We start from the raw sequence: 22067 nt of genomic DNA on the forward strand, positions 1-22067 counted from the left end.
CCGCGGTGGTCAGTCTGCGACGGCTTTCCAGTTCCAGGTGAGCCCGTAGGACGCGCTCAGCGCCAGCAGACCCGGGCCGACAGCGCCGAGGTTGAGGAAGCGGCCCTGCGCGTCGTACTGGCCCACCGCCGTCAGTTGCGAGGCGTGCCTGTCGGCCGGCGGGGTGCAGAACATGTAGCCGCCGTCATTGGGACGGAATTCGTTCAGCGTGAGCAGGTTGCCGTCGCCGACCCCGGGGTTGGTGGCCGTTGAATTGACATACAGTCCCTTGTGGACCAGGTAGTAGCAGTAATAACCCTCGGTCTTGTCGGCGTATACGGGCATGAATTCTTCCGCGGAATCGTCGCTGTCGGGTTCGAGCGCCACCGGCGTGCCCGGTTCCGGATCGGAGTCCTGTACGGTCATGGCCGATCCCGCGCCGGTGACGATCTCATCGACGTCCAGCGCCTCGTTCTCGGCGTCCTGGAGGAACCAGCGCTGGTCGGGGTCGAATTCGTCGGCGAGGTCACGACCCACCAGTTCTTCGCCGTCAGCGCGATCCAGGGCGGTCAACGCCTGGCCGGTGGCCTTGTTCAGCAATATCCAGGTGCCGTCCCCCATGTCGAGCAACCGCCACAGCTGGGAGTCGCCGTCGTCGGAGCCCTGGAGAATCACCGGTGCGTCGGCGACTCCGAATTCCTGGCCCAGATAGGTACGCGTGAAGCTGTGCAGCACGCGATAGTGTCCCGGGTCGTCACCGGCGGCCAGGAACCGGAAATTGTGCGCGCTCTGCTCGGACCGGGCGAACGTCCTGGTCTTGAGGCGGCTGCTGCCGGGCCGCGTCCCCGCACCCGAAGGGTAGGGGGAGCGGGTGCTGGAGGCGCTTCTGAGATTCTGCGTCGTTCGCGGAACGGCCTTCGCCTGCCGCGCCGGTTGGGACGTCGTGCACCGCGGGTCCTCGGTGAGATAGGAGAAGTCGTATTCGACGGGAAGGTGGTCCGACATCTCGAAGTCGGTCATCGGCGTCCCGAACCCGTACCCCCTGTAGAGCGCCGGGGTGACGCCGTTCTGGGTGACGGCGTAGTCGATGGTGCGTCCCGTGACGGGCCGGGTGGGCCCGCTGGAGGGCAGTACGTCGAACTGACGGGAGTCGTCGCCTAGGGCGGTCAACAATCCTGTCTGCCCATAAGCCTCCATGTTGTAGTCGCCGAGGACCACCCAGCGCAGCGGCTGCCCGTTCGGGCCGGCGTTCTCCATACGACTCCTGATGTTCCGCAGCATCGTGACGTTGTCCGTGCCGCCTGCCGCGGCCCCGTGCCAGGTGAAGTAGACGACCCCGCAATAGTTGACGCCGAGCGCGGGACGGGACTTGCCCTCGTGAACGCCGTTCCGGGTCGCTCCGGGGACGACGAATATCTCGTCCCTCCGGACACTTCGCCGGGTCCAGACGGCCAGATTGATCTTCTCCGGGTTGCCGGAACCGGTGTCGACGTTCGTGTTCAGCCAGTAGAGGTAACCTCCGCGGCGGCCCCCACTGGTTCGGCTGAGCCAGATCTCCTCGACGGGAGGCGCGTTCGTGCTGCCGTCGCGCATCCTCTTGACGTAGTCGGTCTGCGCGATCGTGTCCTTGCCCCAATAGTGCCGGTCGGCGGGATAGCCGGTCTCCTGCAGGGCCAGGAGGTCGTTCTCCCTGGGAGGACTCTCCCGGGTGTGCAGAGCGGGCAGCGCGGTCGCGTACCTGTCGCCCTGTCGCGGTGAGGACGCGCCGGCCATGTTCCAGGTGGCCGCCTTGATGTCGACGAGCTGTGGGTCGCGTGGGGGAAGCTCGCCGCCGGTGTCGCGGAGGAACAGCGACTGCCGGTGTCCCACGTCGAGGGCGGCCACTCCGTTGCCCTGGTAGTTCAGGGTCTCCCGCCCGGTCCAGTCCGTGATCGCCTGCCCGTTCTGGCTCAGGGGCAGGAACGCGCGTGGGTCGGAGCCGTCCGATCCGAACTGGAAGGCGGTGCCGGCCTGGGCGCCGTACGGCCGGTACGGCTCGAACGGCCCGCCGGCGGTGGTCTGCTTGCTCAGCGTGTTGTCGTAGAAGACGTTCTGCGGCCCGGAGGAGCCGGCCCACTTGCCCGCTTTGGGCCCGGCCGCCCACCAGATCGGATACCAGGTGCCCGCGTCCATCTCACCGCCCTCGCCACCGCAGTTGGCGGAGCAACTGGCCGAGCGGTGCTCGTAGGGGACTCGCACCGTGTTCTGCTCGAACAGGTTGTCGTGCTCCCAGCCGCCGTGCAGGTTCAGGTCGGAGTCGAGGTCGTTGCGGAAGGCGACGTTGCCGCCCGCCGACCACTGGAAGGTGAAGTGGCGCAGGCCGCGGCTGAGGTTGTGCGCCCACAACGAGTCCCACACGCGGCTGCCACGCAGGTAGCCGTTGCCGCCCTTGCCCTTGTTCCAGGCGCCGTCGAAGCTGTTGCGCTCGATCTGCAGGTTGCGCGCCACCTCGGTGACGATCGGGTGTGAGCCGGTCATCGTGGCCTTGAGCCCGCGCGCCCAGCTGTTCGCCGCCCACTTGAACACGATGCCGTGCATGGCGTACTCGGGCGCCAGGTTGCCGTAGTTGTGCACGGCCTGCTCGGGAGCGAGCGCGTACGTCTCCTGGCCGCCGATCTTCGGCAGGCCGTTCATGTCCTGGGTGAAGGAGAAGTCCTCGAACCCGACACCCTCGACCACCTTCAGCGGCGTGACCTTGCTGGCGTACGGGGTGCCGTTGCCGTTCAGCGGTTCGGAGCCGTCCGATTCGGAGTTCACCGGCAGGTCCCACCTCAGCGGCCGGTCCAGCGTGATCGTCTTGGCCGTGGCGTCCATGCGGCTGAGCCGGAACATCTCCTGCCGCATGTGGAGCGCCTCGATCATGCTCTGCTCGGTGATGCCCTGCTGCGCGTAGAACTTCCTGCTGTTGGCCGCGCCCACCCAGACATAGCCGCCGGGCCTGAACCTGGTCATGTCGGCCTTCGCGTCCAGCCGCACGACCGTGCCTCCCGCCCGTGCCGCGAAGCCCGGGTCATCGGCCGCGGCGGCCACCTTGAAGCCGGAGACCCAGTGCTGGTTGACGCTGCCCTCGTACAGGTCCTTGCGCATGGGCAGGCTGGAGGCCAGCTCCCAGTCGTCCTTGTACCGGGTCGCCACCTCCCGGGTCTGGACGCGGAACATGCCACGCCCGGGCCAGATCCAGCCGCCGTTGCCGATGTCGGGGGCGGTGCCGGCGATCATGCTCTCCTGGTCCCACCGGCCGTTGATCACCTGGTCGTAGCGGGTCTGGAGGCCGGGCCTGAACACCAGCCGGGTGCCGCCGTCGCCGGAGCCCTTGCCTCGTAGGATCAGAAATCCGGCATCTACGTAGATCTGCCGGGTGATGTCGATCCGGCCTGCCGGTAGCTCGATGAGCGAGAGCCGGTTGAAGTTGGCGTTCGGCGAGCAGTCGTCCTTGATGTGGTCGATCGCCTTCTGCAGTCCGGCGGTGTCGTCGGTCCCGTCGTCCGCCGTCACCTTGTAGGAGGAGGCGAGCTCTTCCGGCGAGATGCGGCAGGAGGCGTCGTCGGTCAGCTCCGCATCGCCCTCAGGCAGCTCCTGGCCTCCTCGGTATCCGGCGCGGGACCAGTCCGGCAGTCCGGCCGGCGGGGTTGTGCGGTTGTTGTGACTCAGGTCAGGGCCGGACGCTCCAGGCCCGGCCCACGGCGGGTCCTCCACCGCGGCAGGTGCGGTCACGGACGTCGGGGAGGCGGAGGCCCCCCACGCCGCCGGGGTGCCGCCCGGCGACGACAACGAGAGCAGCAGGACGGACATCATGGCCGCCGCTGGTCGGACCATTCTCATGTGATCTCTCCGAGAAGGACGCGGACGCCGGGAGCCGGCGTCGGTGACGATGACGTCGTCCGGCTGCGCGTTCGCCGGCTTCACCACTGCGGGGCCGACGGCGTGGGCATCGCCGCGAAGTCGTAGACCTTCTTCCACAGCACGCCGCTCCTGCCGCCGGCCGAACCGTTGACGACGTAGTAGAGATCGGTTCCGGCCACCACGGCCAGCGGGGTTCTGCCGGGGGAGAGCGCGAAGCTGTTCTCCTCGTAGTAGCCGCTCCACCCGCCGTCGCGCGAGATCAGGTAACTGCCGATGGTGTTGTCACGGTCCTCGGTGATGGTGATGACGCCGTAGCCGCTCCGGGAGAGCGCGACGGACGGGCCGTTCCTCGTGTAGCCCGGGGTGCCTGTCGCGTAGACCCGGAACGGATTCGTCCAGTTGCCGGTCCCGTACCGCTGCCGCGACATGTACACGTAGTTGTCGGTGCCCGTGAAGGCGAGCACGACCTGGTTCCAGGGAGCGGGGTCGCCGTTGGCGCCCACCTGGGCGGCCAGTCCCGGCGCGTCCTTGCTCCGCGCGCCCGGCACGACGCTGGGCGAGCTGTAGGTGCCGGTGTCGCCGTTGTAGTACATCGTCCAGATGTCGTCGGTGGACTGGCTGTTCCAGGCGAGCATGAAGGAGTTGCCGGGCAGCGCGGCAGCCGCCACGGGCTCGGTGTCGGTGGTGCGCGTGTCGTTGGGGATCCTGGTCCAGCTGGGCAGGGTGGCGGGTAGCTGGTAGCTCGGGCTGAGCTGGACGCGGTGCTGGTAGACGTGGCCCTCGGTGCCGGTGTGGAAGATCCGGAAGTTGCCGCGGCCCCCGTCGTCCGTCCAGATCACCCGCGGCGGCGTCCATGTCTGCGCGTTGGGCAGCGAGTACGCGGGCCCGTTGTTCAACGAGATCCAGATGGAGTCGTTGTCCGCGCCGCGCCAGGCGTGCAGGATGTTGCCGCGGTCGTCGCGCGCCTCTCCCGGAGTGGACCTGCTGGTGATCTGCCCGCCGGCGTAGGTCACCGGCTGCCAGTCGGACCCCTCACCGGGGAAGCCCCAGGAGCTGATCGAGGCGCCGCCGTCGTCGGCCGAGGCCGGCGCCGTCATTCCACCGGCGGAGGCGATCAGCGACACGGCCGCGATGAACAACCTCTTCTTGACGAACATCTCTTCTCCCGCATCGTCTCTCGAATCGACGGCCGTCGCGCCGTTGGCCCGGCGGTGACTCATGGACCGTCGTTACAGAGACAAAGTGCGGGAGGCCGCTCGTGACATGACGCTCGTCACATCACCGTCCCGCTCGCGGACGACGGCGGGGCCGCGGATGCTCAGGCCGTGAGCGCCGCGCCTTCGAGCAGCGTGGTGCGGATCTGCTTGCGTGAGGAGATGCCGAGCTTCGCGAAGACCTTGCGCAGATGCCATTCGACGGTGTGCGGGCTGATGAAGAGCTGAGCGCCGATCTCGGGGTTCGTCAGCCCGTCGCCGGCCAGGCGCGCTATCTGCGCCTCCTGGGCGGTGAGAGTGGCGCGTGCCTCGACGGTGCGCCTGCGTACCGTCTCACCGGTGGCCTGGAGCTCGCGCCGGGCGCGTTCCGCGAACGCCTCGGCCCCCATGTCGCCGAGCAGCTCGTATGCGATGCCCAGCTGCTCGCGTGCGTCGAGGCGGCGGTTCTCCCGGCGCAGCCACTCGCCGTAGAGCAGCCGGGTGCGGGCGAGCGTCGTCCGGACCTCGGTGCGGCCGAGCCGCTCGATCGCCTCGCGGTAGAGAACGTCGGCGTCCGCTCCGTCGCTCACCTGGGCCCGTACGCACGCCGAGGTCCCGAGGGCCCAGTCGGTGCCGCTGGCTCGGGCCATCTCGTCGAGTCGCCAGGCGACCTCGGCCGCCCGGGCGGGCCTTCCACTCCGGACGGCGGCCTCGACGAGTTCGACCGTGGACCTGATGGCCGTCCCGCCGAGCTCCTGCGGGTGCTCGAAGGCTCGCTCGGCGGCGACGTACGCCTCCTCGTACCGGCCGAGGCCGTTGCAGAGCACCGCGCTCGCCCATTGGGTGGCGGTCACCACCTTGCCTTCCCCCTGAATGGCCGGGTCCCGCGTGATCGCTGCGCTCACCTGACGGGTCGCGGCCTCTCGCCCTCTCCACGGCTCAAGGATCAGGGCCGCGTACTGGGCCAGGTAGCGGCTGCCCGTCACCTCGCCGATCGTCACCGACTCGGCGACCAGCGCGTCGGCCAGGGCGAACTCGCCGGCGAGGACCCTGTTCGACACGAGCATGTGGAGGGCTGAGGGCAGCACCGACAGTGCGCCCGCCTCGCGTGCCAGATCGACCAGTCTCGCGGAGAGCACCGACCAACTGTCGAAGTCCCAGACGTTATGGGCCATCCGGGACGCGAACGGCAGCCAGCCAAGGCCCTGTTCCCTGGAGACCCCTTCGGCGCGGAAGGACTCCAGGGCCCGCAGCACCATCGGCACGCCCGCGGCGGAACCCTCGGTGAGCGCCACGCCCACGCCGTTCAGGAGCAGGTCGTTGCGCTCCGGCGGCGGCCCCGGCGGTGCGGCGAGCAGCGCCTCGGCGATGTCCGCCACCTGGGCGCCGCTCGGCAGCCGGCCCGCGTTCATGGCCGCGTTCAACGTGTCGCGGTAGGTCTCGCGGGCCAGCCCGGCGTCCAGCGGCGCCAGGCGCTCACCGGCTCTGAGCAGCAGCGGGAAGGCGGAACCTGCGCTCCTGGAGGCGAACGCGATCCGGCCGCGCAGCAGGTCTGCCTGGGCGCGTTCGCGTTCGTCCAGAGTGCTGAGTTCGGCTGCGTCCAGCAGTTCGAGCGCGGCGTCGTACCCGCCGGCCTGGTACTTGGCCCGTGCCGCCGCCAAGGCCCTGGCGCCGCGGCGCACGGGGTCGGGGGTCAGCTCGGCCGCCCGCTCGTGGAACGCCGCTGCCGCGGCGACTCCGCCGCGCGCCTGCGCCCGATCGGCCGAGCGCTCCAACTCGGCGGCCACCGTCTCGTCGGGGCCGGCCGTCGCGTTGGCGAGGTGCCACGCCCGGCGATCGGGGTCCGCTCGGGGATCGGTCGCGTCGGCCAGCGCCCGGTGGACGTCCTGCCGGTCCTGCGGGGACGCGACGCGGTAGGCCGCCGATCGCATGAGGGGATGACGGAAACGCACCCGCGTACCGATGGCGATCAGCCCCGCCGCCTCGGCCGGCGACGCGGCGGACACCTCGATGCCCAGCAACTCCGCCGCGCGAGTCAGCAGGGTCACGTCCCCGACCGGCTCGGCCGCCGCGATGAGCAGCAGCCGCTGCGTCTCGGCCGGCAACGACCGGACCCGCCGCAGGAAGCCCTGCTCGATCTGGCCGGCCAGCGGTCGCGCGTCGGGCCGCCCGAATCCCCCCGCCAGCTCCGCCGGCGCCAGCCCCCGGGGCAGTTCGAGCAGGGCCAGCGGGTTTCCCTGCGTCTCGACGACGATCCGGTCCCGGACCTGCTCGTCGAGTCGTCCGGGAGTCACGGAGTCCAGCAGGGCGCGGGCGTCGCTGTCGCTCAGCCGTCCCACGTCGAGCTGGGGCAGCCCCTTCAGCTCCGGTCCGAGGTGGTGCTCGCGCACCGCGAACAGCAGCCCGATCGGCTCCGCGAGCAGGCGCCGCGCGACGAAGGCGAGGGTCTGCGCGGAGACCTGGTCGAGCCACTGCGCGTCATCGACGAGGCAGACCAGCGGCCCCTTCTCGGCCACGTCGGCGAGCAGGCTGAGCACCGCGAGGCCGACCAGGAAGCGGTCCGGAGGAGTTCCCGCGCTCAGGCCGAACGCCGTCCCGAGCGCGTCGCGTTGCGGGCCCGGCAGGCGACCCAGGTGCTCCAGGAACGGGGAGCACAGCTGATGCAGCCCCCCGAAGGCCAGCTCCATCTCGGATTCCACGCCGGTCGCCTTGATGATCCGGCAGCCGGACGCGCTGTCCCGCGCGTACTCCAGCAGCGCCGTCTTGCCGATGCCGGCCTCGCCGCGCAGAACCAGGACCGAGCTGTGGCCGTCCTGAACCGTCGCCACGAGCTGATCCAGCGTCTCGCACTCCAGCCGCCGCCCGAGAAGTCGCGACCCGGGACCTCCGCTTGCCATGGCACTGCCCCCGACGATCATCTGTTCGTTGCCCCATGACCGCTGAACATGGGGAGAAACCGGCGCTACATCCTAGACGGAGACGTAACCTACCGTTCTGCCATCAAGCCCAGCAATCTGCTGGTGACACCGGCCGCAGGGTGAGCCGGGTGGTCGCGGAGCATCCCAGTGCCCGAAGCGCCTCCGCTGCCCCGACGCCCGCCACGGTGCGGGCCAGGGTACCGACCACGGTGTTCCCAGGGCGCGACGGAGCAGCCCGGACAGCGACCGTGATCGCAGTGGCATCACCGGATGCCAGCTGTCGAACGGAGCCGCCATCGTGACCATGAGCCTGTTGGAGTCGTACGGAGAGGATTCGGCGTTCGTCAGCGCCGCGCCCCGGCTTCTCACGATCGGTCTGCGCGTCCTGCAGGACGTGGGCGAAGCCGAGGACGTGGTGCAGGAGACGTGGCTGCGTTGGGCCCGTGCCGATCGGTCGGTCGTCATCAGCCCGCCGGCCTTCCTCGCGCTGACCACCGCGAGGCTCGCCATCAACGTCGCCCGGTCCGCCCGCAGGCGCCGAGAGACCTCCGCCGGCTCCTGGCTCCCCGAGACGGCGGACCTCGCCGCCGGGCCCGAGACGGCAGCCGAACGGCGAGAGGCGGTCGACACTGCGATCCGGCTGCTGCTGGAGAGGCTGACACCCGCCGAACGAGCCGTCTATCTCCTGCGCACGGCCTTCGACTACCCCTACCGCCAGATCTCCGAGCTCCTCCACCTCGGCGAAGACCACGCGCGGCAACTCCTGCGACGCGCGCGCAACCACCTCGCCACCGAGCGACGCCACCAGGTGAGCGCCACCGCGCACCGGCGTCTCGTGCGGACGTTCGTCGCCGCCGCCCAGTCCGGCGACCTCGCCGCGCTGGAAGACGTGCTCACCGCCGACATCGTCCGCTGAGTTCGATCGCTGGTGCGGCGATCTGTCACAGATCACGACGCCGTCCGGTCTTTCGGGTGAATCGGACGCCGAAGAGCGACAGGAGCGTGAGCGTGCCCTCGACCATGACCACCATTCGGATCCGGGTCAGGATGAGCTCCCGGCCCGTCGACGAGCCGCATCGCGCGTCGAGCCAGCTCGAACTGCTCTTCGATCTCACCTTCGTGGTCGCGGTCGCGGCCGTCACGGCGCAGTTCGCGCACGTCGTCGCCGAAGGTCATGGCCTGACCGGGCTGGTCCCGTTCCTCCAGGTGTTCTTCGCCATCTGGTGGGCGTGGATGAACTTCACCTGGTTCGCCTCGTCCTACGACACCGACGACGTTCCCTACCGGCTGCTGACCATGGTGCAGATGGCGGGGGCGCTGGTCCTGGCCGTCGGCGTGCCCGCCGCGGCCGGCCATTCCGACTACGGGATCATCACCCTGGGCTACCTCATCATGAGGATCGGGCTCGTCGCCCAATGGCTCAGGGCCGCGTTCGAAGACCCGGCGAGCCGCCGTACGGGGCTGCGGTACGCCGCGGGCATAGGTCTGGTCGAGCTGGGCTGGTTGCTCCGGCTCGCCCTCCTGGACGCCGGCCTCCTGCCGGCGTCGCTCCAGCTGCCGTTCTTCGCCTGCCTGGTCGTCCTGGAGCTGGCGGTGCCGTGGTGGGCGGAGCGGGCCAGGGCGACCACCTGGCACCCGCGGCACATCGCCGAGCGCTACGGCCTGTTCACGATCATTTTGCTGGGCGAGAGCGTCCTGGCCGCGAGCAGAGGGGTTGAGGGGGCGCTCGAAGCGGCTCCCCTCGTCGTCATCGCCGGATCCGGTCTCGTCCTGCTGTTCGCCCTGTGGTGGCTGTACTTCCTGGTCGAGGCGGGGGAGGGGCTCAGCGAGCGGCGTCACCGGTCGTACTGGTGGGGATACGGCCACTTCGGCGTCTTCGCCGCGCTGGCGGCCCTCGGCGCCGGGCTCGAAGTGGCGGTGGAGCAGAGCGGGCGTCAGGTGGCGGCGTCGCCGACGGCGATCGGCTACGCGGTCGCCGTCCCGGTCGGGGTGTATCTCGTCCTGCTCCGGGCGGTGCATGCGCTGGTCGACGCGGACTCCGTGGTCCCTCGCGCCGCCGTGGCAGGGTGCGTCGGCGCCGTCGTGTCGTCGCCGCTCGCGGCGCCGTGGATCGGGGTGGCCGCCGTGGTCGCGCTGATCGCGGCCGCCTGCGTCGCGCTGGTCGCCGTCGCCATCTGGGCGGCACGTAGCTGAAAGGAGCATCATGTACGCGTCAGAGAACAGAATCGCCACGTCCGTCCTGGTCATCGGGACGGGAGGGGCCGGGCTGCGGGCGGCCGTCGAACTCGCCGAGCGCGGGGTGGACGTCCTCGCGGTCGGCAAACGGCCGAAGGCGGACGCACACACCGCGCTCGCGGCAGGCGGCATCAACGCGGCCCTCGCCACGATGGACCCCGAGGACACCTGGCAGCAGCACGCGGCCGACACTCTCCAGGAGAGTTACCTGCTGGCCAACCCCGAGACGGTGCGCATCGTCACCGAGGGGGCCGCGCGTGGCATCGAGGACCTCGTGCGGTACGGCATGCCGTTCGCACGCGAGCGGGACGGGCGGATCTCCCAGCGCTTCTTCGGCGCCCACACCTTCCGGCGCACCTCGTACGCGGGGGACTACACCGGACTGGAGATCCAGCGCACGCTGATCAACCGGGCGGCCCAGCTCGACGTCCGCGTCCTCGACACGGTGTACGTCACGCGGATTCTCGTGCGCGACAACGCGGTCTTCGGCGCGTACGGGTTCGACCTGACCGACGGCAGCCGCTACGTCATCCATGCCGATGCGGTGATCCTGGCCGCGGGCGGCCACACCAGGATCTGGCGGCGCACCTCCTCCCGGCGCGACGAGAACACCGGCGACTCCTTCCGCCTGGCCGTCCTGGCCGGCTGCCGCCTCCGCGACCCCGAGCTGGTGCAGTTCCACCCCTCCGGTCTCATCGCGCCGGAGAACGCGGCGGGCACGCTCGTCTCCGAGGCGGCACGGGGGGAGGGCGGGGTCCTGCGCAACCGGCTCGGCGAGCGGTTCATGTCCCGGTATGACCCGGAGCGGATGGAGTTGTCCACGCGCGATCGGGTCGCGCTGGCCGCGTACACGGAGATCAAGGAAGGTCGCGGCACCCCGGACGGCGGCGTGTGGCTGGACGTGTCGCATCTGCCGCGCGAGACGATCATGACGCGGCTGCCGCGCGTCTACCGGACGCTCCTGGAACTGCAGATGCTCGACATCACCAAGGAGCCGATCGAGGTCGCGCCGACCGCGCACTACTCGATGGGCGGCGTCCGGGTGCGCCCAGAGGACCACGGCACGGACGTCGCCGGCCTGTACGCGATCGGGGAGGCGGCCAGCGGCCTGCACGGCGCCAACCGCCTGGGCGGCAACTCCCTCATCGAGCTCCTCGTCCTCGGCCGCATCGTCGGCCGAGCGGCGGCGGAGTACTCCGCGGGTCTCGGCGCGCAGCGCCGCTCCGCCGAGGCGCTCGCCGCGGCGCGGCAGGAAGTGGACGAGCTCCTGTCCGCCGACGGCCCGGAGAACGTGCGCTCGCTGCAGCGAGCGCTGCGCGACATCATGACGGAGCACGCCGGAGTGGTACGCGACGAGGGCGGCCTGCGAAAGGGCCTCGCCGAACTGGACGCGGTCGAGGCGCGCATCAGCGGGATGGGCGTGCACCCGGACATCGCCGGCTTCCAGGACCTGGCCCACGCCTTCGACCTGAAGTCCGCCGCGCTCGCCGCGCGCGCGACCATCGAAACCGCGATCGAGCGCCGCGAGACCCGCGGCTGCCACAACCGCTCCGACTACCCGGAACTCGACCCCGCACTGCAGGTCAACCTCGTGTGGTCCGGCCCCGGATCGGTGGAGCGGGAGAGCATCCCGCCGATTCCCGCCGAGATCGCGGCGCTCATGCGCGACGTCTCAACCGTGGGAAAGCTCGCTGAATAGCCGGATCTTGTCACAAATGCCGAGGCTGCCCTGTCTTAGCTGGCGATCGGACCACATGGGCGCGGGAGCCGGCGGTCTGAGGCCAGATCGCCGGCCGACTGCAGATCCCTTGGAGGAGACATGAGCACCCCGAACGGTGAGAACGAGTTCCTGTACGAGCTCCACGTCGAGATCGAGGAGGAGCTGATCATCGCCGAGGCCAGCCATCCGGAGGACGAGGTGGGGCAGCCGGTCACCGAGTGGCTGTACGACCCGACGGACGTCGAGCGCGAGAAGATCGCTCTGCGGGGGCTGCGCGACGCGGTCGAGGTGCTGGAGGACGGCCGGCGGCCGGGTGACGACGTTGCCTGAGCCGCGGATCGGCACGCTCGGCAACGAACCGCTCTGCGACGGCACCCATCGCGAGATCGGCTTTCACGAGTGAACAACCAGAGAGGCAATCCCATGAACCAGCCAGTCGTTCTCCTCGTCCACGGCGCCTTCGCCGAGTCGGCCAGTTGGAACCGCGTCATCCGCCGCCTGCGTGGCAACGAGCTCACCGCGGTCGCCGTGGCCAACCCGCTGCGCGGCGTGGAGGGCGACGCCACCTACCTGCGGGACGTGATCGACGGCATCGGCGGCCCCGTCGTCCTGGTCGGCCATTCCTACGGCGGCATGGTGATCAGTCAGGCGGCGGCGGGCAACCCGGCCGTGCGTGCCCTGGTCTACGTCGCCGCCTTCGCCCCCGAGCCGGGCGAGAGCGCGCTGCTGCTGTCGAGCAAGTTCGAGGGCAGCACGCTCGGCCAGGCGCTGCAGGCCTACCCGGTGGCCTCCGGCGGCGACGAGTTCCGCATCGACCCCGCCAAGTTCCACCGCCAGTTCTGTGCCGACCTCGACAGCGAGGAGGCCGCGCTGATGGCCGCGACCCAGCGGCCGGTGACCGAGCGCGCCCTGTCCGACGGGCTCGCCGTCGACGAGGCGCCCTGGCGCACCGTCCCGTCCTGGTTCGTCCACGGCGACAAGGACCTCAACATCCCGGCCGCCGCACTGCGCTTCATGGCCGAGCGCGCGGACTCGCGCGGCACCCGCGAGGTCGCCGGCGCCTCCCACGCGCTCGCGGCCTCCCAGCCCGACGCCGTGACAGCGACTATCCTCGACGCCGCGGACCACGCGCGAGGCTGACGAACCCCTGTTCAGGCCGACGGGCGAATCGATGTGGGGCACATGAACACGGAATCCCTGGAACAGGCGGACGCTCTCGATCGGGCGGCGTCCGCCTTCATCGAGCTGCGCCCGCGGCTGTTCGGCATCGCCTACCGGATGCTGGGCAGCGCGGCCGAGGCCGAGGACATCGTCCAGGAGGTGTGGCTGCGCTGGCAGGACACCGACCGCGAGACCATCCAGAACCCGCCGGCCTTCCTGGCGCTGGTCACCACCCGGCTGGCCATCAACCTGGCGCAGTCGGCGCGCGTGCGGCGGGAGTCCTACATCGGCCCCTGGCTGCCGGAACCCGTGGATACCAGTCTTGACCCCACTGTCGGCGCCGAACGCGGCGAAGCGCTGGAGCTGGCCCTTCTGCTCCTGCTGGAGAGGCTCAATCCCACCGAGCGCGCCGCCTACGTCCTGCGCGAGGCATTCGACTACCCCTATCCGCAGATAGCGGAGATCCTGCGGCTCACCCCGGTCAACGTCCGGCAGATCGTGAGCCGCGCCCGCAGGCGCGTGACCGCCGTCCGCCACGAGCCCGTCGACAGGCTCCAGCACCGGCGCCTCCTGGAGACGTTCCTCGACGCCGCCCGGACGGGAAACGTCGGCGCCCTGGAGAAGCTCTTCGCCGCCGACGTCGTCAGCTCCTCCGACGGCGACGGCATCAGGGGATCGGCCAGGTTCCCCGTGCTGGGCAACGAGCGGGTGGCCAGGTTCGTGGCCGCGTTCTCGCCGCGGTTCTGGCCGGGCACCGCCGTCACGTGGGTCGAGATGAACGGGCTGCCAGGCGTGCTCGTCACCCGGGACGGCACCGGCGTCGCCCTGCTCGCCATGGAGGCATCCAAGGAGGGGATCCACCACCTGTTGTGGATCCTCAACCCGGCCAAGATCGAGGCCTTCGAGCGGTCTCGCAGCCGCTCTGTCACAACGTAACGGGCTGTCCGGTCTTATCTGCCAACGATGAAGGAGGCGGCGGACCATGACCGAGGCGGGCGCCGAGTCGCTGGCGGAGATGCTCGACGAACGGCAGCACCTGCTCGGGATCGCTCTGTCCATGTTCGGCTCGGACACCACGGCCGACCACGTCGTCCAGGAGACCTATCGCCGCTGGTACGCCCTCGACGAGGAGGAGCGCGCCGCCATCGCGGTGCCGCGCGCCTGGCTGACGCGGACAGCGGGAAGCATCTGCCTGGAGCTCGTCGCCGACCCCGACCCCGACCCTGACCCTGACCACGTGCCCGGCGGCCGGGTGACGCGGGCCCAGCCCGTGCCGTACCCGGCCTCGCGCCAGGCCGGGGACGGCCCGGAGATGCGCGCCGGGCACGAGCGGGTGGCCCGCCGGTTCGCCGCGGCCTGCCAGGCGGGCGACACCGAGGCGCTGCGGGAGGTCCTGGCCGCCGACGCGATCGTCGTCAGCGATGGCGGCGGCAAGGTGCGCGTCGCCGTACGGCCGACCCACGGTGCGGACGCGGTCGCGCGGGTCGTCACGGCGTTGCTGATCGACCAGCCAGGAACCGAGCCGGCCATCGGATCGGTGAACGGCAGGACGGGGCTCGTGCTGCGGCGGGCGGGCAAGGCTGTGGCGGTGGTCAGCGTGAGCGTGGCCGGAGCCGAGGTCACGGCGGTGTGGATCATCCTGAACCCCGACAAACTCCAGCATTGGCACTGAACGGCATACCGGTGCACGACCAGATCTCCCCGGGTACTTCTTCGGGTCGAGCCTGGTCCGCGTGCTCTCGCCCTGGTCCAGGCGGCGCGGGATCAGCACGCTTCTCCTCGAACACGAGGCCGCCTGTCACAACCGAGGGGGGCTGCCTTGTCTTAGCTGACGACAGGGGCGCACCACAGCGCCCGGAAAGCCAGAAGGGTGCCAGCAATGAAAATCGTGGTGATCGGCGGGACCGGGCTCATCGGGTCGAAGCTGGTGAGAAAGCTGGGCGAGCACGGCCACGAGGCCGTGGCCGCGTCGCCGAACACCGGCGTCGACACGCTGACCGGGGAGGGCCTGGCCGAGGTGCTGAAGGGCGCCGAGGTCGTGATCGACGTGTCGAACTCGCCCTCGTTCGAGCGCGAGGCCGTCATGAAGTTCTTCCAGACCTCCACCGGCAACCTGCTGGCGGCCGAGGCGGCCGCCGGGGTGGGCCATCACGTGGCGGTGTCGATCGTGGGGACCGAGCGGATGCCGGAGAACGGCTACTTCGCGGCGAAGATCGCCCAGGAGCAGCTGATCGAGAAGTCCGGCATCCCGTTCTCGCTGGTGCACTCCACCCAGTTCTTCGAGTTCGCCCGCGGCATCGCCGACGAGGGCACCGTCGACGGCAAGGTGCACATCGCGCCGGTGCTGTTCCAGCCGATCGCGGGCGACGACGTGGCCCAGGCGGTCGGCAGGACCGCGGTGGGGACGCCGCTGAACGGCCGGACCGAGATCGCCGGACCGACCCGGTACAAGATGGACGAGTTCTTCCGCAAGGCGTTGGCCGCCTGGGGCGACACCCGCGAGGTCGTCACCGACCCGCAGGCGCGCTACTTCGGCAGCGTGCTCGGCGAGCGGTCGCTGGTGCCCGCCGACGGCGCGCAGCTCGGCACCGTCACCTACAAGGATTGGCTCGACCAGTCCGACGCGAAGTAGGGCGGGGCGATGGACAAGCCGCGATCGACCGCGTGGCAGACGGCGCTGACCGTGCTGCAGGAGGCGCAGCCTCCGTTCATCCCCGAGGGCGCGCACGCGATGACCGTGGTCATCGAGTACCCGCCCGGAGATCCGGGCGCGCCGCCGCATCGCCACCCGGGTCCCGCCTTCGGCGTCGTCCTTGAGGGCGAGATGCTGATGGAGCTGGAAGGAGAGCCGGAGCGGGTGATCCGCGCCGGCGAGGCGTTCTGGGAGCCGGGTGGCGACGTCATCCACTACCAGGACGGCAACAATCGCGACGATGTCCCGGTACGGTTCACGGTCACCATGCTGTGCGAGCCGGGCAAGCCGATGTTCACGCTGGTGGAAGAGGCCGAGCTGGCCCGGCGCAAGGACCGCCGCGCGCCACGCCCGTCCTGAACCCCGGCGAGGTGTCCGCAGCGTGACGGCACCGGCTGCCGTCATCGCCGCCTGATCCCGGGATCGAACCAGGCCGCCGGCCCATCGGCCGGCGGTCCGATCCGCCATGCCGACAACCCGAGGTATGACACGAATGAACCACGAACGACCGGTCCGGATCGGCACGCTCGGCAGCCTGCGTGAGCACCTGCAGTGGGCGATCGAGCTGGAGCACGCGACGTTGCCGCCGTACTTGACGGCGCTGTACTCGTTGGATCCGGAGCGCAATCCGGTGGCTGTGGAGGTGGTGAGCGGCGTCTTCGTGGAGGAGATGCTGCATCTGGCGCTGGCGGCGAATCTGCTGAACGCGGTCGGTGGCACGCCGCGTCTGGACGTGCCGGGGATGCTGCCGCCGTATCCGCGCAGGCTGCCTCATGGTGATCTGGAGGTGTCGCTGGTGCCGTTCGGCGCGCAGGCGCTGGAGATGTTCCTGCGCCTGGAACGGCCGGCGCCGCCCGGCGCGCCGCCGGAGGACGACGGCTACGAGACGATCGGGCAGTTCTACGCCGCGATCGAGCAGGGGTTGCGCCATCTGTGCGAAACGCTCGGCGAGAAGGAGGTGTTCTGCGGCGACCCGGCCCGGCAGGTGAGCGGCGCCCACTTCCGGCACACTGCCGGATCGCTGTTCGCCGTCGAGGATCTGGAGTCCGCGCTCGGCGCGCTGAAGGAGATCGTCGAGCAGGGGGAGGGCAACGCCCGCGGCGAGGTCTGGGACGGTGACCAGGACGTCCTCCACCCCGAGCGGAAAGAGGTCGCCCACTACTACCGCTTTCAGGAGCTCAAGCTCGGCCGCCGTTACCAGCGGGGCGACACCCCGAAGACCGGCCCGACCGGCGAGAAGGTCGGCGTCGACCCGGACGGCGTGCTGCCGATGACGCCGAACCCGCGACCCGCCGAGCCGGGCAGTGCCGTACGGGCGGCGCAGGATCTGTTCGACACCACCTACAGCACCCTGCTGAACCTGCTGGAACAGGCGTTCAACGGCGACCCGAAGCGGCTCACGGACGCCACCCGCACCATGTTCACGCTCAGGGCCCAGGCGCAGGCCCTGATGGCGCTGCCCGGCGGCGCCGGTCCCACCTTCGCCTACGTGCCGCCCGAAGCACGCAGCTGATCCATGAAACCTCTCCGCTGCCGCGTGGGCGGCGGAGAGGACGGGAGTCACCGGGTTCGCGTCACCAGCTCGCCGATCTCGGGGAGGACGGCGTCCGCGACCGTGATCTTCCGCTCGATGAGCCCGTTGGCGTGGAACAGGTCGGCGGCGTGCTGCTGCTCGGCGACGAACTCCGCGCTGACCGGGTGCAGCCCCCACGGGCGGGTGCGCAGCGCGTGCTCCCACGCGTCGAGGTCGCCGTCGAACAGGGCCGCGGCCTCGCGCGGGTGCTCCTCCGTCCAGCGGTCCGCCCGCTGCAGCGCGGTGACGATCCTGGCCAGCTCCTCCGGCCGTTCCTGGGCGAAGTCGCGGCGGGTGAACCAGAGCGAGCGGTGGCTGAACAGGCCCTCGGTCTCCACCAGCGTCCGGGTGCGCGACTCGACCGGCGTCAGGTACGGGTAGGAGCCCACCCAGGCGTCCACGTCGCCGTTCACCAGCAGCTCGGCGGCGTTGCCGTAGGCGTCCACCGGGACGATGTCGCCCCACCCGAGCCCGGCCCGCTCCAGCGCCAGCAGCAGCAGGGTGGTCTGCCAGGAGCCGTGCCCGAGCGCCACCCGCCTGCCCTTCAGCTCGGCCACCGAGCTGATCGGGGAGTCGTCCCGCACCACCAGGCGGCCGTTCTCGACCCGCGGCCCCGAGATCGCCACGTACACGATGTCGTGCCCCTTGGCCTGGGCGGTGACCGGGGGCGTGGAGCCGGTGCCGATGAAGTCGTATCCGCCGTCGAACAGGTGGTCGCCGTGGGCGGACGGCAGGGCCCGGGTGGGATCGACGCGCCCGTCCCGGCCGAGGGCGTTCAGGTCCACCCATTCGACGCCGGGCAGCAGGTCGCGGTGGCGGGCCACCCAGAGCGTGTTGTTCTGCGGGAAGAAGCCGACCTTGGTGGTCATCAGGAGCGTCCTTTCAGTAGCGGCAATACGTGGCGGCCCACGCGGCGGGCCTCTTCGAGATGGGGGATCCCGGCCAGGATGAGGGCGTCCACCCCGAGATCCAGCAGCCGGTCGAGGCGGTCGGCGACCTGGTGGTAGTCGCCGACCAGGCCGAAGGCCGGGCCGTCGCGCAGTTGGCTGAACCCGCCCCACACATGGGGGGCGACCTCCAGGGCGCGGGGGTCGTCACCGGCTCCGGCGAGGAAGGCGCGGCTGCGGCGCACGCCGACGGAGTCGCCCTCGCCGGCGTCGCTCTCGCGCGGCCGGGCCCGCCAGCCGGCCTCGATCTCCGCCCACGCCTCCTCCTCGCTCTCCCGGGCCAGCAGGTCCACCCGCACGGCGAACCGGGGCGGCGTGGCACTGTGCGCGCGCACCGCGTCGAACTTCTCCTCCAGCGCCTCGAACGGCTCCAGCCAGGACAGGTAGTAGTCGGCGTGCCGGCCGGCGGCGTCGATGGCGGCGGGGGAGGAGCCGGAGAAGAAGATCTCGGGGAACGGCTGCCCGGCCAGCTCCTCCGGCAGCCCGGCGTTCTCCACCTGGTAGAAGCGGCCCCGGTGGGTGTGCCCGCCCTGCCAGACGCCCTTGAGCACGTCCAGGAACTCCGAGGTGCGCGCGTAGCGGTCGTCGTGGTCCACCTTGTCGCCCCACCACAGCTGCGCCGGGCCGCCGCCGCCGGAGATGACGTTGTAGACGATCCGGCCGCCGGTGGCCCGTTGCAGCGTGGCCGTCATCCGGGCGGCCTGGACGGGGTGCAGGAAGCCGGGCTGGAAGGCCACCATGAAGCGGTACGACGTGGTCTCGCGGGCCAGCGTCGCGGCGGCGGCCCACGGGTCGTCGGTGTGCGGGAAGTTCGGCAGCAGCCCGCCGGTGAAGCCGCTGTCCTCGGCGGCCCTGGCGACCTCGGCCATGTAGTCGGCGTGGCTGTAGCCGTCGTCCCGGCCGTCCCTGGTGCCGGGGGCGGTGCCGCCGGGGGCGAAACCGCCTCGGCTGCGGACGCGGCGGCGCAGCGAGGGCTGGTCGCCCTCCATGTGGATGCGCCAGTAGATGTCAACGGTCAACAGACCGCTCCTTCACGTGCTCGCCGAGGCGGTAGACGTCCTCGGTCTGGAGGAAGAACTCGGTGACGCCGAGCGCGGCGTACTCGCCGGCGGCCTCGATCGAGGGCAGGTGCACGCCGTAGCGCAGGCCGGGCAGCTCGGGGATGAGGGCCGCCAGGTCGTCCCCGGCCGCGAAGACGTGCACGTCGGCGTGGCGGCGCGACAGCTCCAGGGCCTCGGGCGAGGCGCCCGACAGGTGCACCTCGGGGAAGGGCGGGGACGACAGCGGCGCGCCGAAGCCGCCCCTGACCACCTCGTAGAAGTCCCCGGCGAAGTCGAACGGGCCGCCGCCCCAGACGCCCTTGGCCACGGTGAGGAACTCGTCGGCGCGGGCGAACCGGGCGGCGCCGGTCAGGAAGTCGCCCTGCGCCCTGGCCACGGCCGGGTCCAGATCCACCGCGAGCCGCCAGCCGAGCCGTCCGGCGGAGAAACGCTGCAGGGACGCCGAGAGCTTGGCCGCGTAGACCGGGGTGGCCACGGCCGGGTGGAACTCGGCCACGACCCGCAGGTGGCGGGTGCGGCGCAGGGCGTTGGCGGCTACGGCGAGGGATTCCTGGCCGGCGGGGTCGAAGGGCGAGAGCGCGCCCGCCCACCCGGACAGGTCCGCGGCCACGGCGGCCCGCCCGGCGGGGTCGGTGAGCGCCGGCCGCAGGTCGGTGACGAAGCCCGGCAACGGGGCGGGGTCGGGGCTCCGGGTGGGCAGGGCCAGGTGGAAGCGGCCGGTGCGGTGCGCCGTCATGCCGCCGCCCCCAGCGGGACCTCTTCCAGCAGGGCGTCGATGCGCGGGAGCAGCTCCCCGGCCAGCGGCTCGATCTGGCTGTCCAGGACGAACAGGCCGCGCGTGACGTGCCGCGCGCCGAGCACGCTCAGCACCGGGCGCAGGGCGTAGTCCACGGCCAGCAGGTGGGCCGGGGTGCCGCCGGTGGCGATCGGCACCACCGTCTTGCCGGCGAACGCGCCCTGCGGCAGGACGTCCAGGAACGCCTTCAGCAGCCCGGTGTAGGACGCCTTGTAGATCGGGGTGGCGACGACGATCGAGTCGGCCGCGGCCACCTGCGCGGTGGCGCGGGCCAGCTCGGGATGGGCGGTTTCGCCGCGCAGCAGGGCCTCGGCGGGCAGGTCACGAAGGCGCAGTACGGTGGCGGGCCGGCCCAGCCGACCGGCCAGGTGGTCGAGCAGGCGTACGGTGCGCGAGGCGGCCGATGGGCTGCCGGAGATGAGCAGGACGGACATGTCAGATCTTTCCTAGGGGTTCAGCGGAAACGGGCGGCGTCCGGGTCGGCCGCGGCGACTGGCCCGTCTCGTCGAGGAAGCCGGGCGGCGGCAGGTGGTACGGCGGCTCGGCGGCGGCCGGCAGGAGCGCGGGCTCCCGTTCGCGGGAGTCGAACTCCGCGCTGACCGCCGCCAGCGTCTCGGGCTGCTCGACCAGCGTGACCGCCGCCGTGGCCAGGTAGCGGGCGGCGGCCAGCAGCCCGGCGTGTGCGATCGGGGTGCCGGTCGCCGCGGTGGCCGCCCACGAGTGCAGGGGCACCCCGAGCGGCACCACGGCCGCGACCAGGCTGAGGTGCGGCGCCGTCCAGCTCACCTCGGAGGTGTCGCTGGACGGGCCGCCGAGGTCGGGACCGGCGGGCGGGCGCAGCGGCAGCACCTCGCCGGCCAGGCCGGCGGGCGGGCGGCCGATCGCCGCCTGCAGCCGCCGCGCGAACGCCTGGTCGGCGTCGGTGAACGCCGGCGGCCCCAGCTCGCTCATCGTGTGGTGCAGCAGCTCGGCGCCCGCCCGGTTGCCGAGCCCCTGCCTGATGGCGGTGACCAGGCGGTGCTCCAGCCGGGTCCCGCTGCCGGCGGCGGCGGCGTGGGCGCAGGTCACGACCTGGTCGTAGAGGGTCCTGGCGGCGGCGGCCGTGGACTCGCGGACGTAGACCCAGACCGTCTGCAGGTCGGGGGTGACGTTGGGGGCGCCGCCGCCGCTGATCGTGTAGCTGACGCGGCCGGAGGGGGAGACGTGGCCGGCGCGCAGGCGCTCGACCATCTCCGTCAGCAGCAGCGCGCCGTCCAGGCCGCTTCGGGTGCCCAGCGGGTTCGAGCCGTGGCCGGGCGAGCCGAGGAAGGAGAACGTGGCCGAGTACAGGGCGCTGGTGACGTCCCAGCCGGTGCCGGTGACGGGGGCGGGGTGCCAGTCGAGGAAGGCGTCCAGCCCGTCGTAGGCGCCGTCGCGCACCGCGTACGCCTTGCCGACCAGGTGCTCCTCGCCGGTGGACGCGAACACCTTGATCGTGGCCCGGCTCCCCAGTGCCGTGGCGGCGGCGATGGCCGCGCCTGCCGACGCCGCCGCCAGGGCGTTGTGGCCGCAGCCGTGGCCGGGGCCGTAGGCGGGGGCGTACTCGTCGCCCTCGAACGCGACCGGCTCGTGCCGGGCCGCGCCGGCCCGCTGGGACAGGCCGGGCAGGGCGTCGTACTCGACGTTGAAGCCCAGCACCGGCCCGCGGTCGCCGTGGGTGGCGACGAACGCGGCAGGCAGGCCGGCCGTGCCCCACGCGATCGTGAAGCCGTGCGCGCGCAGGAGCGCGGCGGTGGCCAGGGCCGAGCGCCATTCGCGCAGCGACGGCTCGGCGTAGGCCCAGATCCGGTCGGCGAGCCCGGTCAGCGCGGCGGCGTTCCCGGCGATCCAGCCCGCCGCCGTCATGGCCCTGCTCACGGCACTGCTCCCGG

General features: G+C 71.5%; 18 protein-coding genes. 10 read left to right on the forward strand and 8 right to left on the reverse strand.

What is annotated here, in order from left to right:
- Nucleotides 1-9: 9 nt before the first annotated feature.
- The 3 genes from ACIBK9_RS17885 to ACIBK9_RS17895 all read right to left on the reverse strand — a co-directional run bounded on the left by ACIBK9_RS17885 (nucleotide 10) and on the right by ACIBK9_RS17895 (nucleotide 7951).
- Nucleotides 10-3834, reverse strand: coding sequence for a hypothetical protein (locus ACIBK9_RS17885; protein WP_397159298.1), 3825 nt, complete (start codon nucleotides 3832-3834; stop codon nucleotides 10-12).
- Between the two features lie 86 nt (nucleotides 3835-3920).
- A complete protein-coding gene (locus ACIBK9_RS17890; RefSeq protein ID WP_397159300.1) occupies nucleotides 3921-5018 on the reverse strand; it encodes a hypothetical protein in 1098 nt (365 codons plus the stop codon).
- 161 nt (nucleotides 5019-5179) lie between these two features.
- Complete coding sequence (locus ACIBK9_RS17895) at nucleotides 5180-7951, reverse strand: ATP-binding protein (protein WP_397159302.1); 2772 nt, start codon at nucleotides 7949-7951, stop codon at nucleotides 5180-5182.
- 325 nt (nucleotides 7952-8276) lie between these two features.
- Between ACIBK9_RS17895 and ACIBK9_RS17900 the strand changes: the two genes are divergently transcribed.
- The 10 genes from ACIBK9_RS17900 to ACIBK9_RS17945 all read left to right on the forward strand — a co-directional run bounded on the left by ACIBK9_RS17900 (nucleotide 8277) and on the right by ACIBK9_RS17945 (nucleotide 17293).
- On the forward strand, nucleotides 8277-8888 hold the full coding sequence (locus tag ACIBK9_RS17900) for a sigma-70 family RNA polymerase sigma factor (protein WP_397159304.1): 612 nt from the start codon (nucleotides 8277-8279) through the stop codon (nucleotides 8886-8888).
- A gap of 104 nt (nucleotides 8889-8992) precedes the next feature.
- Nucleotides 8993-10165, forward strand: coding sequence for a low temperature requirement protein A (locus ACIBK9_RS17905; protein WP_397159306.1), 1173 nt, complete (start codon nucleotides 8993-8995; stop codon nucleotides 10163-10165).
- Nucleotides 10166-10175: 10 nt separating this feature from the next.
- Complete coding sequence (locus ACIBK9_RS17910; protein WP_397159308.1) at nucleotides 10176-11906, forward strand: L-aspartate oxidase; 1731 nt, start codon at nucleotides 10176-10178, stop codon at nucleotides 11904-11906.
- Nucleotides 11907-12026: 120 nt separating this feature from the next.
- The gene (locus ACIBK9_RS17915) at nucleotides 12027-12257 is read left to right on the forward strand and encodes a hypothetical protein (protein WP_397159310.1); all 231 of its coding nucleotides are present in this window, start codon (nucleotides 12027-12029) and stop codon (nucleotides 12255-12257) included.
- Between the two features lie 93 nt (nucleotides 12258-12350).
- Nucleotides 12351-13067, forward strand: coding sequence for an alpha/beta fold hydrolase (locus ACIBK9_RS17920; protein WP_397159311.1), 717 nt, complete (start codon nucleotides 12351-12353; stop codon nucleotides 13065-13067).
- A gap of 42 nt (nucleotides 13068-13109) precedes the next feature.
- Nucleotides 13110-14024 (forward strand): RNA polymerase sigma-70 factor, encoded by a 915-nt coding sequence (locus ACIBK9_RS17925; RefSeq protein ID WP_397159312.1) that lies wholly within the window; start codon nucleotides 13110-13112, stop codon nucleotides 14022-14024.
- Nucleotides 14025-14070: 46 nt separating this feature from the next.
- Complete coding sequence (locus ACIBK9_RS17930; protein WP_397159313.1) at nucleotides 14071-14760, forward strand: sigma factor; 690 nt, start codon at nucleotides 14071-14073, stop codon at nucleotides 14758-14760.
- Nucleotides 14761-14967: 207 nt separating this feature from the next.
- Nucleotides 14968-15720, forward strand: a complete 753-nt coding sequence (locus tag ACIBK9_RS17935) for an SDR family oxidoreductase (protein WP_397159315.1) — start codon at nucleotides 14968-14970, stop codon at nucleotides 15718-15720.
- A gap of 9 nt (nucleotides 15721-15729) precedes the next feature.
- Nucleotides 15730-16140, forward strand: a complete 411-nt coding sequence (locus ACIBK9_RS17940) for a cupin domain-containing protein (RefSeq protein ID WP_358296042.1) — start codon at nucleotides 15730-15732, stop codon at nucleotides 16138-16140.
- Nucleotides 16141-16273: 133 nt separating this feature from the next.
- Nucleotides 16274-17293: a ferritin-like protein gene (locus ACIBK9_RS17945; RefSeq protein WP_397159317.1), complete on the forward strand. Its 1020-nt coding sequence runs from the start codon at nucleotides 16274-16276 to the stop codon at nucleotides 17291-17293.
- A gap of 47 nt (nucleotides 17294-17340) precedes the next feature.
- On the opposite strand, the gene ACIBK9_RS17950 is transcribed toward ACIBK9_RS17945, so the two are convergent.
- Genes ACIBK9_RS17950 through ACIBK9_RS17970 form a run of 5 tightly spaced genes read right to left on the reverse strand, consistent with a single transcriptional unit; the run spans nucleotide 17341 to nucleotide 22053 of the window.
- Complete coding sequence (locus ACIBK9_RS17950) at nucleotides 17341-18222, reverse strand: ABC transporter substrate-binding protein (RefSeq protein WP_397159319.1); 882 nt, start codon at nucleotides 18220-18222, stop codon at nucleotides 17341-17343.
- The gene (locus ACIBK9_RS17955) at nucleotides 18222-19319 is read right to left on the reverse strand and encodes an LLM class flavin-dependent oxidoreductase (protein WP_352356221.1); all 1098 of its coding nucleotides are present in this window, start codon (nucleotides 19317-19319) and stop codon (nucleotides 18222-18224) included. The genes ACIBK9_RS17950 and ACIBK9_RS17955 overlap by 1 nt, the downstream gene beginning before the upstream one ends.
- Nucleotides 19309-20097, reverse strand: a complete 789-nt coding sequence (locus ACIBK9_RS17960) for an LLM class flavin-dependent oxidoreductase (RefSeq protein ID WP_397159321.1) — start codon at nucleotides 20095-20097, stop codon at nucleotides 19309-19311. The genes ACIBK9_RS17955 and ACIBK9_RS17960 overlap by 11 nt, the downstream gene beginning before the upstream one ends.
- A complete protein-coding gene (ssuE, locus tag ACIBK9_RS17965) occupies nucleotides 20094-20591 on the reverse strand; it encodes an NADPH-dependent FMN reductase (protein WP_397159323.1) in 498 nt (165 codons plus the stop codon). The genes ACIBK9_RS17960 and ssuE overlap by 4 nt, the downstream gene beginning before the upstream one ends.
- Before the next feature lies 1 nt (nucleotide 20592).
- Nucleotides 20593-22053 carry a hypothetical protein gene (locus ACIBK9_RS17970; RefSeq protein ID WP_397159325.1) on the reverse strand — a complete coding sequence of 487 codons (1461 nt, stop codon included), beginning with the start codon at nucleotides 22051-22053 and terminating at the stop codon, nucleotides 20593-20595.
- Nucleotides 22054-22067 lie beyond the last annotated feature (14 nt).

It is taken from the genome of Nonomuraea sp. NPDC050227 (genome assembly GCF_044459705.1).
In the GTDB taxonomy this organism is placed as follows: domain Bacteria; phylum Actinomycetota; class Actinomycetes; order Streptosporangiales; family Streptosporangiaceae; genus Nonomuraea.